Annotated in this window: 18 protein-coding genes; 5 read left to right on the top strand and 13 right to left on the bottom strand. The window is 37.4% G+C overall.

Annotation, left to right across the window (positions count from 1 at the left end; translation table 11 throughout):
• Nucleotides 1–398: 398 nt before the first annotated feature.
• From ACN6MT_RS22290 to ACN6MT_RS22320, 7 genes are all read right to left on the bottom strand, one after another.
• A complete protein-coding gene (locus ACN6MT_RS22290; protein ID WP_419888100.1) occupies nt 399–1610 on the bottom strand; it encodes a GNAT family N-acetyltransferase in 1212 nt (403 codons plus the stop codon).
• Nucleotides 1611–1727: 117 nt separating this feature from the next.
• Entirely contained in the window at nt 1728–2537 is an 810-nt protein-coding gene (locus ACN6MT_RS22295; RefSeq protein ID WP_419888101.1) for an ABC transporter ATP-binding protein, read from the bottom strand.
• Nucleotides 2538–2549: 12 nt separating this feature from the next.
• Nucleotides 2550–3317 carry an ABC transporter permease gene (locus ACN6MT_RS22300; RefSeq protein ID WP_419888102.1) on the bottom strand — a complete coding sequence of 256 codons (768 nt, stop codon included), beginning with the start codon at nt 3315–3317 and terminating at the stop codon, nt 2550–2552.
• A gap of 35 nt (nt 3318–3352) precedes the next feature.
• Nucleotides 3353–4399, bottom strand: a complete 1047-nt coding sequence (locus ACN6MT_RS22305) for an ABC transporter substrate-binding protein (protein ID WP_419888103.1) — start codon at nt 4397–4399, stop codon at nt 3353–3355.
• Nucleotides 4400–4416: 17 nt separating this feature from the next.
• Entirely contained in the window at nt 4417–4740 is a 324-nt protein-coding gene (locus ACN6MT_RS22310) for a 4Fe-4S binding protein (RefSeq protein ID WP_419888104.1), read from the bottom strand.
• Nucleotides 4741–4752: 12 nt separating this feature from the next.
• Complete coding sequence (locus ACN6MT_RS22315) at nt 4753–6378, bottom strand: FAD-binding protein (RefSeq protein ID WP_419888105.1); 1626 nt, start codon at nt 6376–6378, stop codon at nt 4753–4755.
• Between the two features lie 134 nt (nt 6379–6512).
• Complete coding sequence (locus tag ACN6MT_RS22320; protein WP_419888106.1) at nt 6513–6728, bottom strand: Fur-regulated basic protein FbpA; 216 nt, start codon at nt 6726–6728, stop codon at nt 6513–6515.
• A 377-nt stretch (nt 6729–7105) separates the two neighbouring features.
• Between ACN6MT_RS22320 and ACN6MT_RS22325 the strand changes: the two genes are divergently transcribed.
• A complete protein-coding gene (locus ACN6MT_RS22325; protein WP_419888107.1) occupies nt 7106–7891 on the top strand; it encodes an alpha/beta hydrolase in 786 nt (261 codons plus the stop codon).
• A gap of 21 nt (nt 7892–7912) precedes the next feature.
• On the opposite strand, the gene ACN6MT_RS22330 is transcribed toward ACN6MT_RS22325, so the two are convergent.
• Entirely contained in the window at nt 7913–8875 is a 963-nt protein-coding gene (locus ACN6MT_RS22330) for a 2-hydroxyacid dehydrogenase (RefSeq protein WP_419888108.1), read from the bottom strand.
• A 199-nt stretch (nt 8876–9074) separates the two neighbouring features.
• On the opposite strand from ACN6MT_RS22330, the gene ACN6MT_RS22335 reads away from it, so the two are divergent.
• From ACN6MT_RS22335 to ACN6MT_RS22350, 4 genes are all read left to right on the top strand, one after another.
• Nucleotides 9075–9635, top strand: a complete 561-nt coding sequence (locus ACN6MT_RS22335; RefSeq protein WP_419888109.1) for a tyrosine-type recombinase/integrase — start codon at nt 9075–9077, stop codon at nt 9633–9635.
• A 47-nt stretch (nt 9636–9682) separates the two neighbouring features.
• Nucleotides 9683–10183 (top strand): cation:proton antiporter regulatory subunit, encoded by a 501-nt coding sequence (locus ACN6MT_RS22340; protein WP_034674274.1) that lies wholly within the window; start codon nt 9683–9685, stop codon nt 10181–10183.
• 4 nt (nt 10184–10187) lie between these two features.
• A complete protein-coding gene (locus ACN6MT_RS22345) occupies nt 10188–11450 on the top strand; it encodes a cation:proton antiporter (protein WP_419888110.1) in 1263 nt (420 codons plus the stop codon).
• Between the two features lie 93 nt (nt 11451–11543).
• Nucleotides 11544–11837, top strand: a complete 294-nt coding sequence (locus ACN6MT_RS22350) for a hypothetical protein (RefSeq protein WP_419888111.1) — start codon at nt 11544–11546, stop codon at nt 11835–11837.
• 16 nt (nt 11838–11853) lie between these two features.
• On the opposite strand, the gene ACN6MT_RS22355 is transcribed toward ACN6MT_RS22350, so the two are convergent.
• From ACN6MT_RS22355 to ACN6MT_RS22375, 5 genes are all read right to left on the bottom strand, one after another.
• Entirely contained in the window at nt 11854–12669 is an 816-nt protein-coding gene (locus ACN6MT_RS22355; RefSeq protein ID WP_419888112.1) for an alpha/beta hydrolase, read from the bottom strand.
• Between the two features lie 156 nt (nt 12670–12825).
• The gene (gene kynA, locus ACN6MT_RS22360) at nt 12826–13674 is read right to left on the bottom strand and encodes a tryptophan 2,3-dioxygenase (protein ID WP_063253518.1); all 849 of its coding nucleotides are present in this window, start codon (nt 13672–13674) and stop codon (nt 12826–12828) included.
• A gap of 98 nt (nt 13675–13772) precedes the next feature.
• A complete protein-coding gene (kynU, locus tag ACN6MT_RS22365) occupies nt 13773–15044 on the bottom strand; it encodes a kynureninase (RefSeq protein ID WP_419888113.1) in 1272 nt (423 codons plus the stop codon).
• A gap of 113 nt (nt 15045–15157) precedes the next feature.
• On the bottom strand, nt 15158–15940 hold the full coding sequence (locus ACN6MT_RS22370; RefSeq protein ID WP_419888114.1) for a hypothetical protein: 783 nt from the start codon (nt 15938–15940) through the stop codon (nt 15158–15160).
• A 244-nt stretch (nt 15941–16184) separates the two neighbouring features.
• Nucleotides 16185–16430, bottom strand: coding sequence for a hypothetical protein (locus ACN6MT_RS22375; protein WP_063253521.1), 246 nt, complete (start codon nt 16428–16430; stop codon nt 16185–16187).
• Between the last annotated feature and the right edge of the window lie 8 nt (nt 16431–16438).

Genomic DNA, 16438 nt, shown 5'->3' on the forward strand with positions numbered 1-16438 from the left:
CTCCGGATTTGTCTTTCATCAACCTTATGAAGGACAAATCTCATTCGCAACTTACCGGATTAGTCTTTCATCGACCTTATGAAAGACTAATCTCATGGGAACTCTCCGGATTTGTCTTTCATTGACCTTATGAAGGACAAATCTCATTCGCAGCTCTCCGGATTTGTCTTTCATCAACCTTATGAAGGACAAATCTCATTCGGATCTCTCCTGATTTGTCTTTCACCGACCTTATGAAGGACAAATCTCACTCGGATCTCTCCTGATTTGTCCTTCACCGACCTTATGAAGGACAATGCTCACTCGGAACTTGCTTGATTTGTCCTTCATTGAACTTCATATCTTTGTAAATAACCAATAGTGAAATTTACAAAGCCCCCCACTCAGAATAACCAATCTTAGTAGTAGTCGGAAAAGTATGGTGTTTGCCGCCCAATTATATTCTCTAATACCTCAACAGCCTGTTCATCGCCCTTTATACGTAAAATAGAAGCAAGGTAAGCAGGTCTCTTATAACTTAGTAACATTGTTGTAAGTGTCTGTATATCAAATGAAAGAGCAGGTGTAGCATTACTTTCAATAAGATTACCCTGACCATCACCGGAAACACATAGCGTGAAGGTCCCTTGATTCCATTCCAGCATGGGATCCTCAAGCTTAAAGGTTATTTTTCTTTCTTTTCCTGTCGCTATAAATGGATATTGTTCTATAAACTGTTTGGCATCTACAATTCGTGCCATAAAATAAGGAGAAATCGTCTCTTTTATATCCCCCTCTTCCAGCCAAAAGGCTAACGGTTCATTCATAAAAATATTTCCGACAACCTTGGACACCATGGAAAAATGTGCACCAATAAAATTCCAGAGACCGATACGAGCCTCTTGATCTAAATAAACCATCTCTTTAATATGGAGAACATCCTCAGAAATCCAATACAGCAAGTATCCATTTGGCTGGTGTGTGTGGTCATAATAAACAGCAGCAGTTAACTCATCTACATCCCATCTCCAATATTCATCCCATGCTAAATCATTTCGTATCATGGCTGCATGCATGGTATCAGAAAAAAGTTTATATACGGTTCTTACATCTGAATGCTCAATATCCAACCTTTCTACATAACCAGGAACTTTCTTTATCTTTGGTAATTGGACATCTCTCACTTCAAAAGTCATTTTATCCGAAATGATTTCCCAGCCTCTGCGGCGATAGTATGGAATGGAATAGGGAAATAAATAGGAAATAGATTGTTTTCTTTGCTGCATATCAGCAAGAGCTTGCTTCATTAATTTATACATAAGTCCCATATTCGCGTATTCTGGATAGGTCCCTACCCCGGTCAACCCTCCCATTTCAAATGTCCTTCCAAAAATGTTAACTTGAAAAGGGTAAACAGCCAATTGTGAAACAAGCTTCTCTCCATCAAACCAGCCAATCACATCCGCCTGTTCAAGTACTGGTTTTTTTGCTAAAGCGATTTCGCGTTCTTCCCAGCCTACCATTTGTAAATCTTTCTTGGTCACTTGGAACACATACCGTAATAACTCATTAAACTGTTGGAAGTGCCTTGTTTCCACTGTCCCCATTTTGAGCCTGTCTAGTCGACTCATACTTCTACCTCCAAAAATCAACTTAATACATCTAAATTATAGTGTTTGCTTAACGGTGGATTAGAATTCCCAAAAAAAGAAGCTGCCCATCTTTGAGGCAACTTTGTTTAAAAAATTTTATATTGAATAGTCTTCAGGTATTTTTACTTTTTCATTTTCGAAGAATAGGTTAAATATTTGTTCACGAATTTTGATAAAATCATAACTATTTCGATCGCGTGGTCTTGGTAAATAAACCGGTATTGTCTTTTGAATGCGTCCTGGACTTTTTGACATGACAATGACTCTGTCACCTAATAATACAGCTTCGTCTATATCATGGGTAACGAGGATCATTGTAATATTCGATTGTTCTCTAATTCTCAGAATTTCATGTTGCATTTGAATCCTTGTAAGTGCATCGAGAGCACCAAACGGTTCATCCAGCAATATAATATCTGGTTTTTTTACTAAAGTACGTGCTATTGCAACACGCTGTGACATACCTCCAGATAGTTCTCCGGGCTTCGCTTTTTCAAAACCTTTTAATCCGACTAATTCAATATGCTCTTGGACTATTCTATTACGCTCCTTTGCAGTAAGGTGCTCCAGACCGAAACTGATATTTTGTTTAACATTCATCCACGGAAACAGACGATGATCCTGAAATACCATCCCTCTATCCCGGCCAATGCCTGAAATTAATTGATCATCAATTGTAATGGAGCCGTCGAATGACCCATCAAGACCGGCAATTATGCGCAGTAGAGTACTTTTTCCACAACCGCTTGAACCGACAATGGTCAAAAACTCTCCTTCCTGAATTTCTAAATTAACGTTATTTAATACGTCTAGTTTCATGTGTCTTTGAATGTACGATTTTGATAAATTAGATATTTTGATTTTTGGTTTATATGTTCCATATTGAACTCTAGCTTGGGTAAGCATTTACGTAACCTCCTAAGATTTAATCCCCGGCTGCCAGGAAAGGACACGCTTTTGAATCAACTTTATTAATGCATCCATTGATACTCCAATCAATCCAATCATCACCATTCCAATAACCATGACATCCGGCTGTGAAAGTTCTCGTCCTTGGGTTATCCTAAATCCCAATCCCGATTCAGAAGCAATTAACTCAGCTGCTACAACAGCCATCCATGCAGTACCAAGTCCTAATCTGAGACCAACAAATATGGAAGGCAGTGCAGCAGGTAAAATCACCTGAAATAACCCTTTCCTCTTACTTACCCCCATCAGCTTAGAAACTTCTAAATAACCTTTCGGCACCCCTTCAATGCCTTGAATCGTATTTAGAAGAATTGGAAAAAATGCTCCCTTAAAAATAATGATTACTTTAGAAGCCTCACCAATTCCAAACCAAAGGATAATGATTGGGATCCAAGCTAATGGCGGTATTACCCTTACGGCATTAAATACACCGGCAAAAAATTGGTCAATACGAGCGAACAATCCCATAATAATTCCGAATATTAGTCCAGTGACCACTGCCAAGAAATAACCTTGCAGCATCCTGCTAACACTGGTCCAAGTATCATCCAAAAGAGTCCCATCTCCTAAAAATTGAATAAATGTATCTATAACCACTATAGGTGACGGAATTAAATAGGCCGCAATGACTTCTTTTTCAGTTAAATAGATCCACATTAAAACAATCAATATAGGGAGAACAATTGGTAAAATATATCTTACAAATGTCTTGTTCATATTAACACCTCTTATCTCATGGCCATTGACGGCTATTATTCTCGTATTATCCACTCGTATAAATCAAAGTCTTTTTTAATTAATTTTTGTTCTACCAAAAATTTTTTCGTTCCCTCTAATAATTTGATCCCTTCATCAGGAAAACTCTCTTCCCTAATGTTATCTAATGGAATGCTTTCCTTCACAACATCTAAATCCTGCTTCGATACAACAGCAGCATATTGGAAATACTCTTCCGCATGTTCCTTTAAATCTTTTACTGCATTTGTACGTGTAGCATCCCAGACGGATAAGAATTTTGGATTTTCATCCAGATATTTTTCAGTCGCTACAATGACAGAAGTGCCTGTTAATTCTGGAGTTGTTTTGCTTGCCTGTAATACAAGTGGGAAACCGAGTTTCACATGTTTTGGACCCATATAAGTCGGGAATGCATAGGCTTGTATGTCACCACGTTCTAGTGAGGCCAGTGCTTCTGGCGGGAATAAAGAAACAAATTTGACCTCATCTAGTAAACCCTCCTCTTTTAATAATCCTTGAATATAGCGAAACATATAAGAACCATTAGATGTAGCAACTGTTTTTCCTTTTAAATCTTCCAGTTTAGAAATTCCATTTTTCTTATTGGTTACAAGCCAGATGTCCTGATATATATTTGCCAAGCCAATTAATCTTGTTTTTTGCCCTGCACCCCTAGCCAATAACGCTGGTGTGTCACCGAAAATGCCTAAATCTATTTCTCCAGAGGCCATGGCTTCATTTAAATTAGGTCCATTGGGAAAAGAGTAATATTCAATTTCGGTAATACCGATTTTTTTCAACTCATCTTCTAGAAATCCCTTTTCAATGGCCCAGCCTTCAGCACCTGATATTGCTGGTTTCCCTTCACTCGCCGATCCCGTGGAATTAATATAACCAAGCCGAAGCGTCTTTCCACCATTTACTTCTTTATTTGACTCTGTGCTATTCACTTTTTTAGTTTCCGCGCTAGTAGCAGCACCATTTGAGTTGCATGCCGTTAAAAGCAGGGTAAATAGTAAGACGACAAAAAATAAGTATTTTTTCTCAATAATCTTCTTCAACTCTCTCCACACTCCCATTATTTTAAATAAAATTTATATGCCAAGTCCTGTTTGGCTGTGGATTTTTGCCCCTTCTCCCAGCCAATACTAGAACGATAACTTCCTATTAAATCCGTTTCGTTTAAATCTTTCTCCGTTATCCCCATAACCTCATCGGCGTTTGGTGCCACATACAAAGCTTTAACAGGACAATAAAGTTCACACATATAGCAAGTCTGACAATCATCCTGTCGTGCAATTTCAGGTGCTTTTCCATCTCTTCTTTCAAAAACGTTCGTCGGACATACTTTTACACATAAATTACATTCTACACACTGGTCTTCAAGTAAAATTTCAATCAAGTTTTTTCCTCCTTACGTGTTTTGCAATATGGTAGTTGGTTTCACTTTTATCTCATCTAACCCACTAGTAATTAGACGATAATGTTGATTTTCATCCAAGACAGGGTAGTCTAGTCTTTTATGCATCCCACGTGTTTCTTTTCGTTCTAGTGCCGTTGTGTACATCCATCTTGATGTTGCTAACATAGCGGCTGATTCTCGAACCCGTAATAGATTCCCCTGATTTACCTGTAGACTCGTCTTAGTCTCATTCCATAAAGTGTTTAGCCTTAATAAGGCAGGTGTTAAAATTTCTTCTGTTCTGAACAGGTTTTTGTCAAAAGGTGTAACTTCTACTTGGACCCTCTTGGTCACTTCGGTGGCATCGAGAAAATCTTTACCACTAGAGTGTTCATTAATTCCGATTACCTGTTTTCTTGTTAGTGCTCTATCTCTTTTATCTTGGTTGAAACTAGTGGCATACTTTGCAGCTGCTTCCCCTGACCAGTATCCAGAAGAGATCGCCCATGCAGCGTTATAGCTTCCTCCTCCTGTAAAGCCGCCGCATATCAATTCCCGTGTTGCAGCGTCACCTGCTGCAAACAGACCTGGTATGGATGTGGCACATGTCTCATCCACAATACGAATGCCGCCTGTTCCGCGTACCGTCCCTTCAAGCCGTAACGTCACTTCGAATCGGTCCTCAAATGGATTAATCCCCATTCGATCAAATTGTACGAAGAAATTCGGCTGCGCTATTCTCATCCATTTTTGCAAGTCGAGATCATCTTTTGCCTTAACTAATTGGGCAAACACTTTTTGACCTTCCTGCAATTTTTTTGCAAGAACTGACCGGCCTCTTTGGGAGCCAGCACCTTCGATAATGGATCCGTCCTCATAGGTGAATGAAGCCCAATTATAAAAAGCTGTTTTTGTAATGGAAGAGAATTTTGGCGTAATCGCATATGCATTGGAAAACTCCATTCCCGAAAAATCAGCTCCAGCTTCAGCTGCCAGCAAATAACCATCTCCTGTTAAGACGTTGCATCCTAATGCCTTGCTAAGGAATGCGCAACCGCCAGAAGCAATAACAATTGAACTTGCCTGGACAGACCATGTTTGATCGGTTTGTTGGTTAATGCCAGCTGCACCTGCCACGCCATGACTATCGTACAAAAGCTCTAGCGCAGGACTATGGTCTAGGATCGTAATCTTTGCTTTATTCAATTTCCTTCGCATTAATCTCATGTATTCGGGTCCTTGCAGACTTCTTTTATGTGCTACCCCATTTTCATCTACTGGAAATGGATAGCCCCAATTTTCTAATTGATTCATATTTTCATAGGTACGATCAAGCACTCGTTTCATCCATTTTCGTTCTGAAAGAAACCCGCCTAAGGCTTCACGGCTTTTCATTGCCTCTTCTCTTTTCTCTTTATCAGGCTGTATGTACCAAACACCAGTGCCTGAAGGAGCAGTGGCTCCACTTGTGCCACAATAACCTTTATCAACTAAGATAGCGGAAGCACCATTTTGAGTTGCTGTTATGGCAGCCCATGCACCAGCTGGTCCCCCGCCAATGACAAGAACATCAGCTTTAAGACTCATATCATACAATTGATTTGCCAATTTATAAGATTGAGTTAACTCAATCGCCATTTACATCATCCCCTTAATATTTTTTGTTAAATGTAATCATGCAAAGATGTTCTATCGGTCCACCGATCGCACCACCTCCTTTCGTCAATAAAAAAGGAGACTCCCCTTAAATAAGGAAGTCTCCAGCTGTCTGGTCAACTTAAGGTATTATTTTTATTAATCCAATGTAAGGATTCTAATTCGCTATGCGGATGTTGATCTCCAATAAATTTCTTAAATTCGTTTTCTAGATCTGTTAGGGATAGCTCAAATAGATGTTGTTCCTCTTTTTTATAAATACCAAAGGCAATGAGTTTGTTAATTAATTCCAAACGCCGTTTCTCCACCGCTTGTCGTAGAATTTTTCCCATTTTCAACTCTCCTTTATGATTAGCATAAAAAGGAATAAAAAAAGCTCCTCTATTTTGCCCAATCAGCAAAATTTAGAGGAGCCATTGGTTGACCAATAGGCTTACTATTATACTATTCCTTTTCTTACATTACCCACTTGTTTACTTGGGATTAAAGCTATAGTCTAAAATATACTTTGTAACCAAGTTATTGTCAATGACTTTTTTAAATTTTTTGACTTTACTATAAAACCAACTTGACACATCGGAATTATAGGTATATCTTAAAGATACTTAATAGTAATTTGCCGATTTGACAGCAAAAGGCACCTCTCTTTAATCAGGAGGTGTTTTTTTAATATTTACTTATACTAATGTTAAAGGAAGGAGTTTTACAAATGATTGAACAATACCCCGTGTTACCAGGAGCTGAATCTTTTTTCTTTAAAGGAAATGAAATTGGGATCTTAATATCGCATGGTTTTGTTGGAACTCCACAAAGCGTCAAGTACTTGGGAGAATATCTTGCAAATAAAGGATTCACCGTCTACGGAATTAGATTAAAAGGTCACGGAACACATTTTGAGGATATGGAAAAGTGCAATTATCATGATTGGTTTAATAGTATAGAAGATGGTTTCACTTTTTTACAACAACATTGCTCCAACATCTTTGTCATAGGACAGTCGATGGGTGGTACTTTAACACTCAATCTCTCACAAAAGTATAACAATATTAAAGGAATCATGTTAATCAATGCGGCAATCAACTCTATTCCTCCAATGGAAAGGTATAAAAACAAACACATCCCCCGTTTTGTTGATGAAGGTGAACCAGATATAAAAGCAAAAAATGTTCGAGAAATTACTTATACGAAAGCACCCATTCGATCGATTAATCAGTTATTTGCATTAATGGCTGATACAAAGGATAAACTTCAAAGTGTGAATTGCCCTGTTCTGGCATTTCGTTCGGAAGAAGACCACGTGGTTTCGCCTGAAAACACGAATTATATTTTGTCATCGGTTCAATCAGAAATTAAAGAAGTGATTCCGTTATATCATTCTTACCATGTTGCCAGCTTGGACAATGATAAAGAGTTAATTGCTCAACAATGCAGCTTATTTATTCATAAACTTTCAAGTAATGTTTATAAAACAACAATAAAAACAACCTCGCCTTGAATATAGGCGAGGTTTACTTCCCTATTTCCTTATTAAATTTGGCGGTATTTCCCCTTGTAACCCTGACACTAAATTTTCTGCTGCTGTTAAGGCCATTTTGAATCGCGTTTCATTGGTGGCCGAGCCAATATGGGGCAGCGTAACAACATTCTTCATCGAAAGCAGCGGGTTATCCTTGTTCACTGGCTCTTGAACAAAAACATCTAGTCCTGCACCGTGTATTTGCCCCTTGTGTAACGCTTGAATCAACGCTTCTTCGTCGACTGTCTTCCCTCTTGAAGCATTTATGAAGATCGCCGACTCTTTCATAAGCTCGAATTCTCTTTTACCGATCAAATTTACGGTCTCTGGAGTTAAAGGTGTCATCAAGCAGACAAAATCTGACTTCCTTAACAATTCCTCCATTGAACAGTATGCAGCCCCATATTTTTCTTCCGCTCCATCGTTCCGGGAACGATTATGATATAAAATCTCCATATCAAATCCAAAATGTGCTCTTTTGGCCACAGCGGACCCAATGCCGCCCATCCCAATGATCCCCAACACTTTATGGTGCACATCGACCCCAAACCATTTTTCTCCAAGACCAGATTCCCACTGACCCGATTTAACCCATTGATCTAATTCAGGAATTCTTCTAGCAGTCGATAGGATTAATCCCATTATTGTATCTGCTACCGTATCATTTAGAACATCTGGGGTATTGGTTGCCATAATTCCTCTCTCTGTTATAGCGGCCATATCCAGATTGTCGTATCCTACAGATATATTGGAGACTATTTTCAAATGTGGTGCTTGATCCAATAGCTTATTGTCTACTTTTAGCCCTGAGCCCAATAAACCTTGAGCATCCTTTAATGCTTCAAGAAAAACAGGATAGGTTTCAGAATCAAGTTTTTCAAAATAAATAACCTCACAACTGTCTGCAATATCATCCAAAATTCTCTTATCCAATTTTTTATAAACAATTACTTTTGGCTTCATAGTAAAATCTCCATTTCGTAAAACGATCTTGTATTCGATTATATAGTAATAAAACCTTTCGATAAACAAAAACTGAAATGAATTCACCATTTTAGAATCTGATTTAAAGCAAAGACTTGTATAGTTATGCAGAAAATTTGAATGTTACATAATACCGTGTTACAATATTATTATGTAACATGGATAAAGGAGATCTTTTATGGAGTATGTTGAAGCTCTAAGGGACATCAAGCAAATCAATTTAATTAAAAAGTATTTAAAAAAGCATTCCGAGCGAGATTATTTACTTTTTGTTTTTGGAATTAACACGGGGTTGAAAATTACCGAAATGCTCGATATCAAGGTTGGCGATGTATTAGAAAAGGAAGACAGTGTAAAGAATTTTTATTCCTACCCACATCATGACACGATGAAGGAAATCTATTTGAATGCTAAAGTAAAGCAAGCTATTCTCCACTACGTCCAAAAGCAACAATTAACGTTTGAAAATTATTTGTTCAAGTCAGCCAAAACCGACAAACCGATTACTCGCCAGCAAGCCTATCGAATCATTCATCAAGCTGCAGAAGCGATTGGAATACAAGGTAAAATTGGAACCAATTCCATGCGTAAGACCTTTGGATTTCACGCCTATAAACGTGGAATCGCCATTTCCATTCTGCAAAAGCATTTCAACCACTCAACCCCTTCAGAGACGCTAAAGTACCTTGGAATTTCCAAAGATGAAAAAATCAAGACAGAAATTGATGTCAACTTATAGGAAGAAGCACTCTATCCGTGTACAAATTATTTGAGGAGGAAGTAAACATGAATATTCGCGAAATTGAGCTCCCAGGTATCGGGAAGAAATTTGAGGCCATCACCAATAGTAAGGATAAGCTTGTGATTATCATTCACGATGATGGCAGAAGAGACATTTATCATTTCGATCAGGAGGATTATGAGGAAGCAATCGCTAGCGCTACCTTCAATGATCAGGAAGCAAGACAAATTGCAGCAATCATTGGGGGAATGACTTACGCGCCAAAAGCATTAGAAACGATAGAAATGGCATTCGATGATTTAGTGATTGAATGGTTTAATGTAGAAACGAATGCTGCAGCTGTAAATCAAACCATCGGACAACTTAATATCCGTCAATCTTATGAAGTAAATATTATTGCGATTATTAAACGTCAGAATCATAAAAAAATTCATACTCCAGGTCCTGAAACTCTACTAGAAGAAGGCGATACCGTTATTGTGTCTGGTGAACGCAATCAAGTAAAAAAGATAGTTAAAGAAGTACTCTCAAGAAGGGACGGGTGATACGATGACGAATCATTTAGTTTTTGAAGTCGGAACCGCATTAGTACTAGTTGCTCTAACAGCAGTATTAGCAGGAAAGTTGAAATTTTCAATCATCCCGTTTCTAATCCTCTTAGGGATGGCAGTTGGTCCGCACGCTCCTCAAATTGGTATTATTGATCTTACCTTCATTGAAAGCTCAGAAATTATTGAGTTTTTCGGACGTATTGGAGTTTTATTTTTACTTTTTTATTTAGGTCTTGAATTCTCAGTTGGAAAATTAGTTCGTTCAGGACGTTCGATTGTAGTTGGCGGTTCTATTTACGTCGCACTTAATTTTATCTTAGGTTTAGCTTATGGCTTCGCTACAGGTTTTCCTATTATGGAAACCTTAATCATTGCAGGTCTCCTAAGTGTTTCCTCTAGTGCCATTGTGGCAAAAGTTCTTGTCGATTTAAAAAGAACGGCCAATTCTGAAACAGAATTAATCCTAGGAATTATTCTTTTTGATGATATTTTCCTAGCATTATTTCTCTCCATCATGTCTGGTCTATTGCTCGGCGGATCGACCACGATTGGAGGAACAATCCTTTCCGTCCTCATTTCACTGGGTTATATGATACTATTCTTTGTTATTGCTCGAAAAGGGGCACCTATTCTCAATAAACTATTAAACATTAAATCTAACGAAATATTTATCCTCGTCATTTTTGCTTCACTCTTTTTTATCGCAGGATTTTCAGAAAAACTACATGTTGCCGAGGCCATTGGCGCATTATTATTAGGTTTAGTTTTCTCTGAAACAGAACACCGCGAGCGCATAGAACATTTAGTCATTCCTTTTAGAGATTTCTTTGGAGCCATCTTTTTCTTTAGCTTCGGATTAAGCATTGACCCCTTTAGTTTAGGAGGAGCGGTTTGGCTTGCTGTCGGTGCAGTACTACTAACGATTATTAGTAACTTTGTAGCAGGAATGATTTCCGGGAGAAAAGCGGGATTGTCTTATAAAGCTTCCTCCAATATTGGATTAACAATCGTTTCTAGAGGTGAATTTTCAATCATTGTTGCTAACTTAGGACTTGCCGGAGGATTACTGCCAATTCTCAAACCATTTACAGCTGTATATGTATTGATATTGGCTATAATTGGGCCACTGTTAACTAAAGAATCCAAAAATATCTATCTATTCTTAAATAAAATTTTCAAATGGGAAAAAGGTAAATTAGCAAATAAGAAAATTCCAATCCCTGCACATCAAAATGAAAAAGAAGATAGTCCTGGTCTGTGAAATGTGAAAAAGCTAACAAAATGGACTAAAGTACCATTTTGTTAGCTTTTTCGACTAAATTTTTCAAGTAAAATACGTTAAGGAGGATCTCCATTGACCATTGAGTTGGGTATCATCCTATTAACCTATCTATTATTATTAGTCTTGTCCTATCAGATCATTTTTCTTATAAATAAAAAAGAAGATCATAAAGGATTCCTAATTATTAACACTTCCTACAAACATGCCTATACCATCCTGTTTTTTGGGATTCTAATCGTTTACACATTAATAAAACATCCAAATGTTCATTTGGAGTCACAAACCATTAGTTATCTGATTCTAGCTAGTAAGTATATATCCGTGATTACATTAGCAGTAAGTATTTTTCTCTTAAGCAGAAAATAACCTAAAACAAAAATTTTTAAAGTCCTTTTATCCAACGGGCTGCCATCTCAATCCAATTGGTAACTTCTGTCTGGATGTGCATGTCGTTATCTACTCTTTTCGTTTCCTCCGTTCCAAGGGATAATCCATGAACTCCATTCGGATATATGTGCATTTCCAAAGGAACTTTATTTTTTAAAAGTGCTTCTGCAAACATAAAGCTATTTTCAACAGGAACGGCTATATCCGTATAAGTGTGCCATAAGAATGTTGGAGGAGTATTAGCCGTAACCTGTTTCTCTAAAGATAACAAGTTTAGATTTTCTTCATCTTGACACTTGTCCCCTAATAAAGCTTCAAAACTGCCGCGATGTGCATTTTTTCCTGATGTTATGACTGGATAACAAAGGACTAAACCGTTTGGAGTAATTTTTTCCTTCGGGTATTCTAGCTTGTCTGTTAAAAACTTCTTGTCCCAGAACACGCCAAGACTTGCTGCCAAATGACCTCCAGCGGAAAAGCCAAGAACAATTATTTTATTAGTATCTACATTCCACTCGTCTGCATGGTCACGTACCTTACCTACTGCTTTTGCCAATTGACAAAGAGCTGATGGAAATACCGCTGGCTGCACACTGTATTTTAGGACACATGAATGAAATCCCATACCGTTCAACCTGATAGCAACCGGTTCTGCCTCTCTTTCAGATGTAAATTGATATCCTCCTCCCGGGCATATGACAATCATGGGCCTTTTTCGGTTTGGATCTATTTCTGGAGAATTATCTAATATGTAAGTATACAATGTTGCGGTATCCTGTTCATGTTTTATCTCTAATTTTTCATGTAGCATATGATCCCACCTTTTCCTATATTTTTACATTATTAATTTTATCTGAACTTACCGTATATTTGTATTATTTTCTAAATAATTAATAAAAATTGAACCAACACAAAAATGCACCAGTATCGGTGCTTTTTTTGCGTTAGTTTTTTTCTAAAACTTTTTCTATAATTTCGTTCTTAAGCTCCAAAGCTCAGGAAAAAAATGCTGGTCTAGGACTCTTTTTAAGTAGGTTACTCCTGATGATCCCCCTGTTCCCTGCTTATGTCCAATAATGCGTTCTACTGTACTCATATGATTGAACCGCCATAACTGCTGTTGATTTCCAATATCGACTAATTTCTCAGCCAGCTCGTATAAATCCCAATATTGGTCGACATTACGGTAAACTTTCAGCCATGCTTCTTCAACACTTTCATTCAGTTCATAGTTTTTAGATAAATCGCGATTTAGGACCTCGTCATCAACAGGTATTCCGCGGGCAACAAGTGCATGGATCGCTGCATCATAAATACTAGGTTTGTGAAGAGCCTCCTGCATTTTTTCATATAGTTCTGTTTGATGCTGATAGACTGCTAGGGTATGAGCATTTTTGCTGCCTAATGCAAATTCAATCATCCGATTCTGGTATGATTGGAACCCTGAGGATTGACCGAGTTTATCCCTAAACTCTAGATACTCTGAAGGAGTCAAAGTTGAAAGAACACTCCATGACTGAATCAACTGCTGCTGGATTCTCGAAACACGAGAAAGAATTTTAAAAGATGGTTCTAAATCATTCTGGCGAATATACGTAATCGCTTCTGATAATTCATGAATAATTAATTTCATCCATAGTTCACTAGTTTGATGGATTATGATAAATAACATTTCATCATGGTGGTCAGATAAGCGGTGCTGACTATCTAAAATCTTATCAAGACGCAGATAATCACCATATGACATTGCTTTTTGGAAATCTGTTTGAATTGATTTTTCTAATCCTTGGCTAGTATTTTTTTCTGGTGTATTCATGTAAAACTCTCCCCCACTATGTTCAATCCCCTTCCATATTCATTTCCTTTATTTAGGTGAGTAATTTTGTTCCACTTATTATCCTTCTATTCGTAATTTTATGCTACGACCTCTCGTTCATTTGCGAATTTCTCATATTGTCTTTCGTCCATAATTTTCTTTAGGATTTGTACTACTTCCCATACCTCACTATAAGAAGTGTATAGTGCTACTGGAGCGAGACGAATAATATTAGGTGCCCGGAAATCAGGAATAATACCATTTTCTTTTAATGCCTTGCAAATCCGTGCTGCTTCTTTATGCTCTAGGCTCACATGACCGCCTCGGCGAACATCGTCTACTGGGTTCCCTATGGTGACTCCCATTTCGGATAACTCTTGGTCCAACAAATCCATTAAGAACCGATTTATTTTCAATGACTTTTCCCGAATATTTTCAATTCCTGCTTCTGCAAAAATCTCTAAAGCACCAAGTAAAGGAGCAAGACTTAAAACATGAGGTGTGCCAATTTGATAGGCACCGGCTGATTCAGCAGGTGTTAAAATATGTTCCATATCAAATTGTTTCTCTTTTTTAGAACCAAACCAGCCCGCAAGACCAGGAGCTTTTCCAAAGTGCTTCTTATTTACATACAAACCTCCCACACTTCCTGGTCCGCCATTTAAATGTTTATAATTGCACCAATAGGCAAAGTCAACACCCCATTCACTAAACAAATGTGGTATGGCACCGATGGAATGGCAGCCGTCAAAACCGATTAATATTCCTTTTTTATTCGCTTCAGCCGTTAGACGCTTCATGTCCAAGATTTGGCCGCTTCTATAAAGTACCGTAGGTAAAATGATAAGCGCAATTTCATCGGTCATGGCGTCAATAATATCTTCTTCATCTAAGAAACGTCCATCCCGGCTTTTTACACGAATAAGGTGTGTATCTGATTCAAATCCATGAATGCGAAGCTGACTTTGAAGAGCATAAATATCAGATGGAAAGGTTAATTCATCCGCTAGAATTTTTGATTTCTCTCCTACCGGCTGATAAAAAGTAGCTACAAGCTGATGCAAATTTACCGTAGTTGAACCCGTGACAATTACCTCATCAGAGGAAGCTCCGACTAACGGAGCCATCATCTCTCCTAATTTTTCTGATAAAAAAAACCACGGGTGTTTTCCTTTTGTCCAGCCATCAATTCCATGTTCTTTCCAATCATTTAAGGATTCTAAAAGAGTTCGTTCTGCTCGTTTTGAAAGGAGTCCTAATGAATTTCCGTCCATATAAATGGAATTTGGTTTTATGTAAAATTCTTCTCTAAATTTGTTCAAGCTATCAGCTTGGTCTAATTGTTTGGCATACTCTAAGGTTAATTCCATATGTATCCTCTCCTCTACATTTATTTCTATTTATATTCAAATCTTTTATAAAAAGGTGCCTAACTTTGTTGTTAGGCACTAGAATGGTTAAGTGTGTACGATATCGATGTCAATTATTCTTTAATACTAGCTCTAAAATAATCGTAATCTGTTTTAATATAATGAAAGGCTGCTGCGTTGCCACCCTGATCTGGATGCGTGACTTTTAATAATTTTTTATACCCTGAAGAAACGTCTTTATGACTGGACGTTTTTGAGAGTCCTAATTTCCGACGGACATCATTCATTTTAGTAGGTATTGTTTCTGGAACCTTATCAGGTTCTTTTTTGTTTCCTTTAGAAAGTTCTTCCTTTAATTTTAACAATTGATTTCGTAATTCAATATTCTCTTTTAGCAGCTTCTTCATTTCCTTTTGTAGGTCACTATTTTCATGCTCTAGTTCGATGATTTCATTATTTAAATTTTCTCTTTGTTGAATTAAAGTATCGATAGATGACTTATGTAGTTGTTCCATTCCTTTTATAAGTTCATCCTGTGTATTAAGTTTTACTTTTAATTGAACTAAAATCTTTTCCTGATCTGTATCGTTAGTTAAATACACCTTTGAGAGAGTTTCATTTGGAAAATATTCACTTCTCCCATTCCCCACGTTTTGAATCTTTCCCTCCCTAAGCCATCGTCGTACAATTTGGATTCCAATACGTTCGGAAACACCTGCATCCTTTAACATGTTCAAGGCTTTGTCTGTATCATCAATTATGTATCTAGAATTTTGAGGAACTGTGCCCACGTATTTTATTTTTCTTTCACGCAGCCATCGTCTAACTGTTTGAATACTGAGTTCTTCATTTACTCCAGCGTCAGTTAACAATTCATAAGCTTGATCTGTGTTCACTATTTTCCACCTTCCCTCCATAAAAATCTATCAGATGTTGAAACATACTTTATCAGACGAACTCGGTACGTAATATAAATAATAATAAATAAGTTTAGAATTTATGTGAATGGATAAAAAAGACTATCCTTTTCACTTTAGTAAATTAGCACTAATCAGATTGTTTTACTAAACTTGAGCAAATGAAAACAGCCGCTTTTTTTAGGACTGAAGCGGCTGTTTATTTGGTCGAAAAGTGAAAACTTTATTCAAGGACCAAAAAGTATTGAATTTGATTTGGTGAAATAGCTGTAATAGCATGAATACGATAGCCGATACTTAATAATTGTGATAATGTTTCAGCACAGTTTTCGCGGGGAGGTTCAATTGGTGCGTGGTAGCTTTTATATAAATGTATAAGTTGATTATTCGTTGAACAATGAAGTAAGACCACGTGTCTCCCAGTCCAAGCCTGCCCAATCATTGGTTGTACTTGTCTCATCCATTTCATGGTTTGAC

This window comes from Neobacillus niacini (assembly GCF_048572935.1).
GTDB lineage: Bacteria > Bacillota > Bacilli > Bacillales > Cytobacillaceae > Neobacillus > Neobacillus niacini.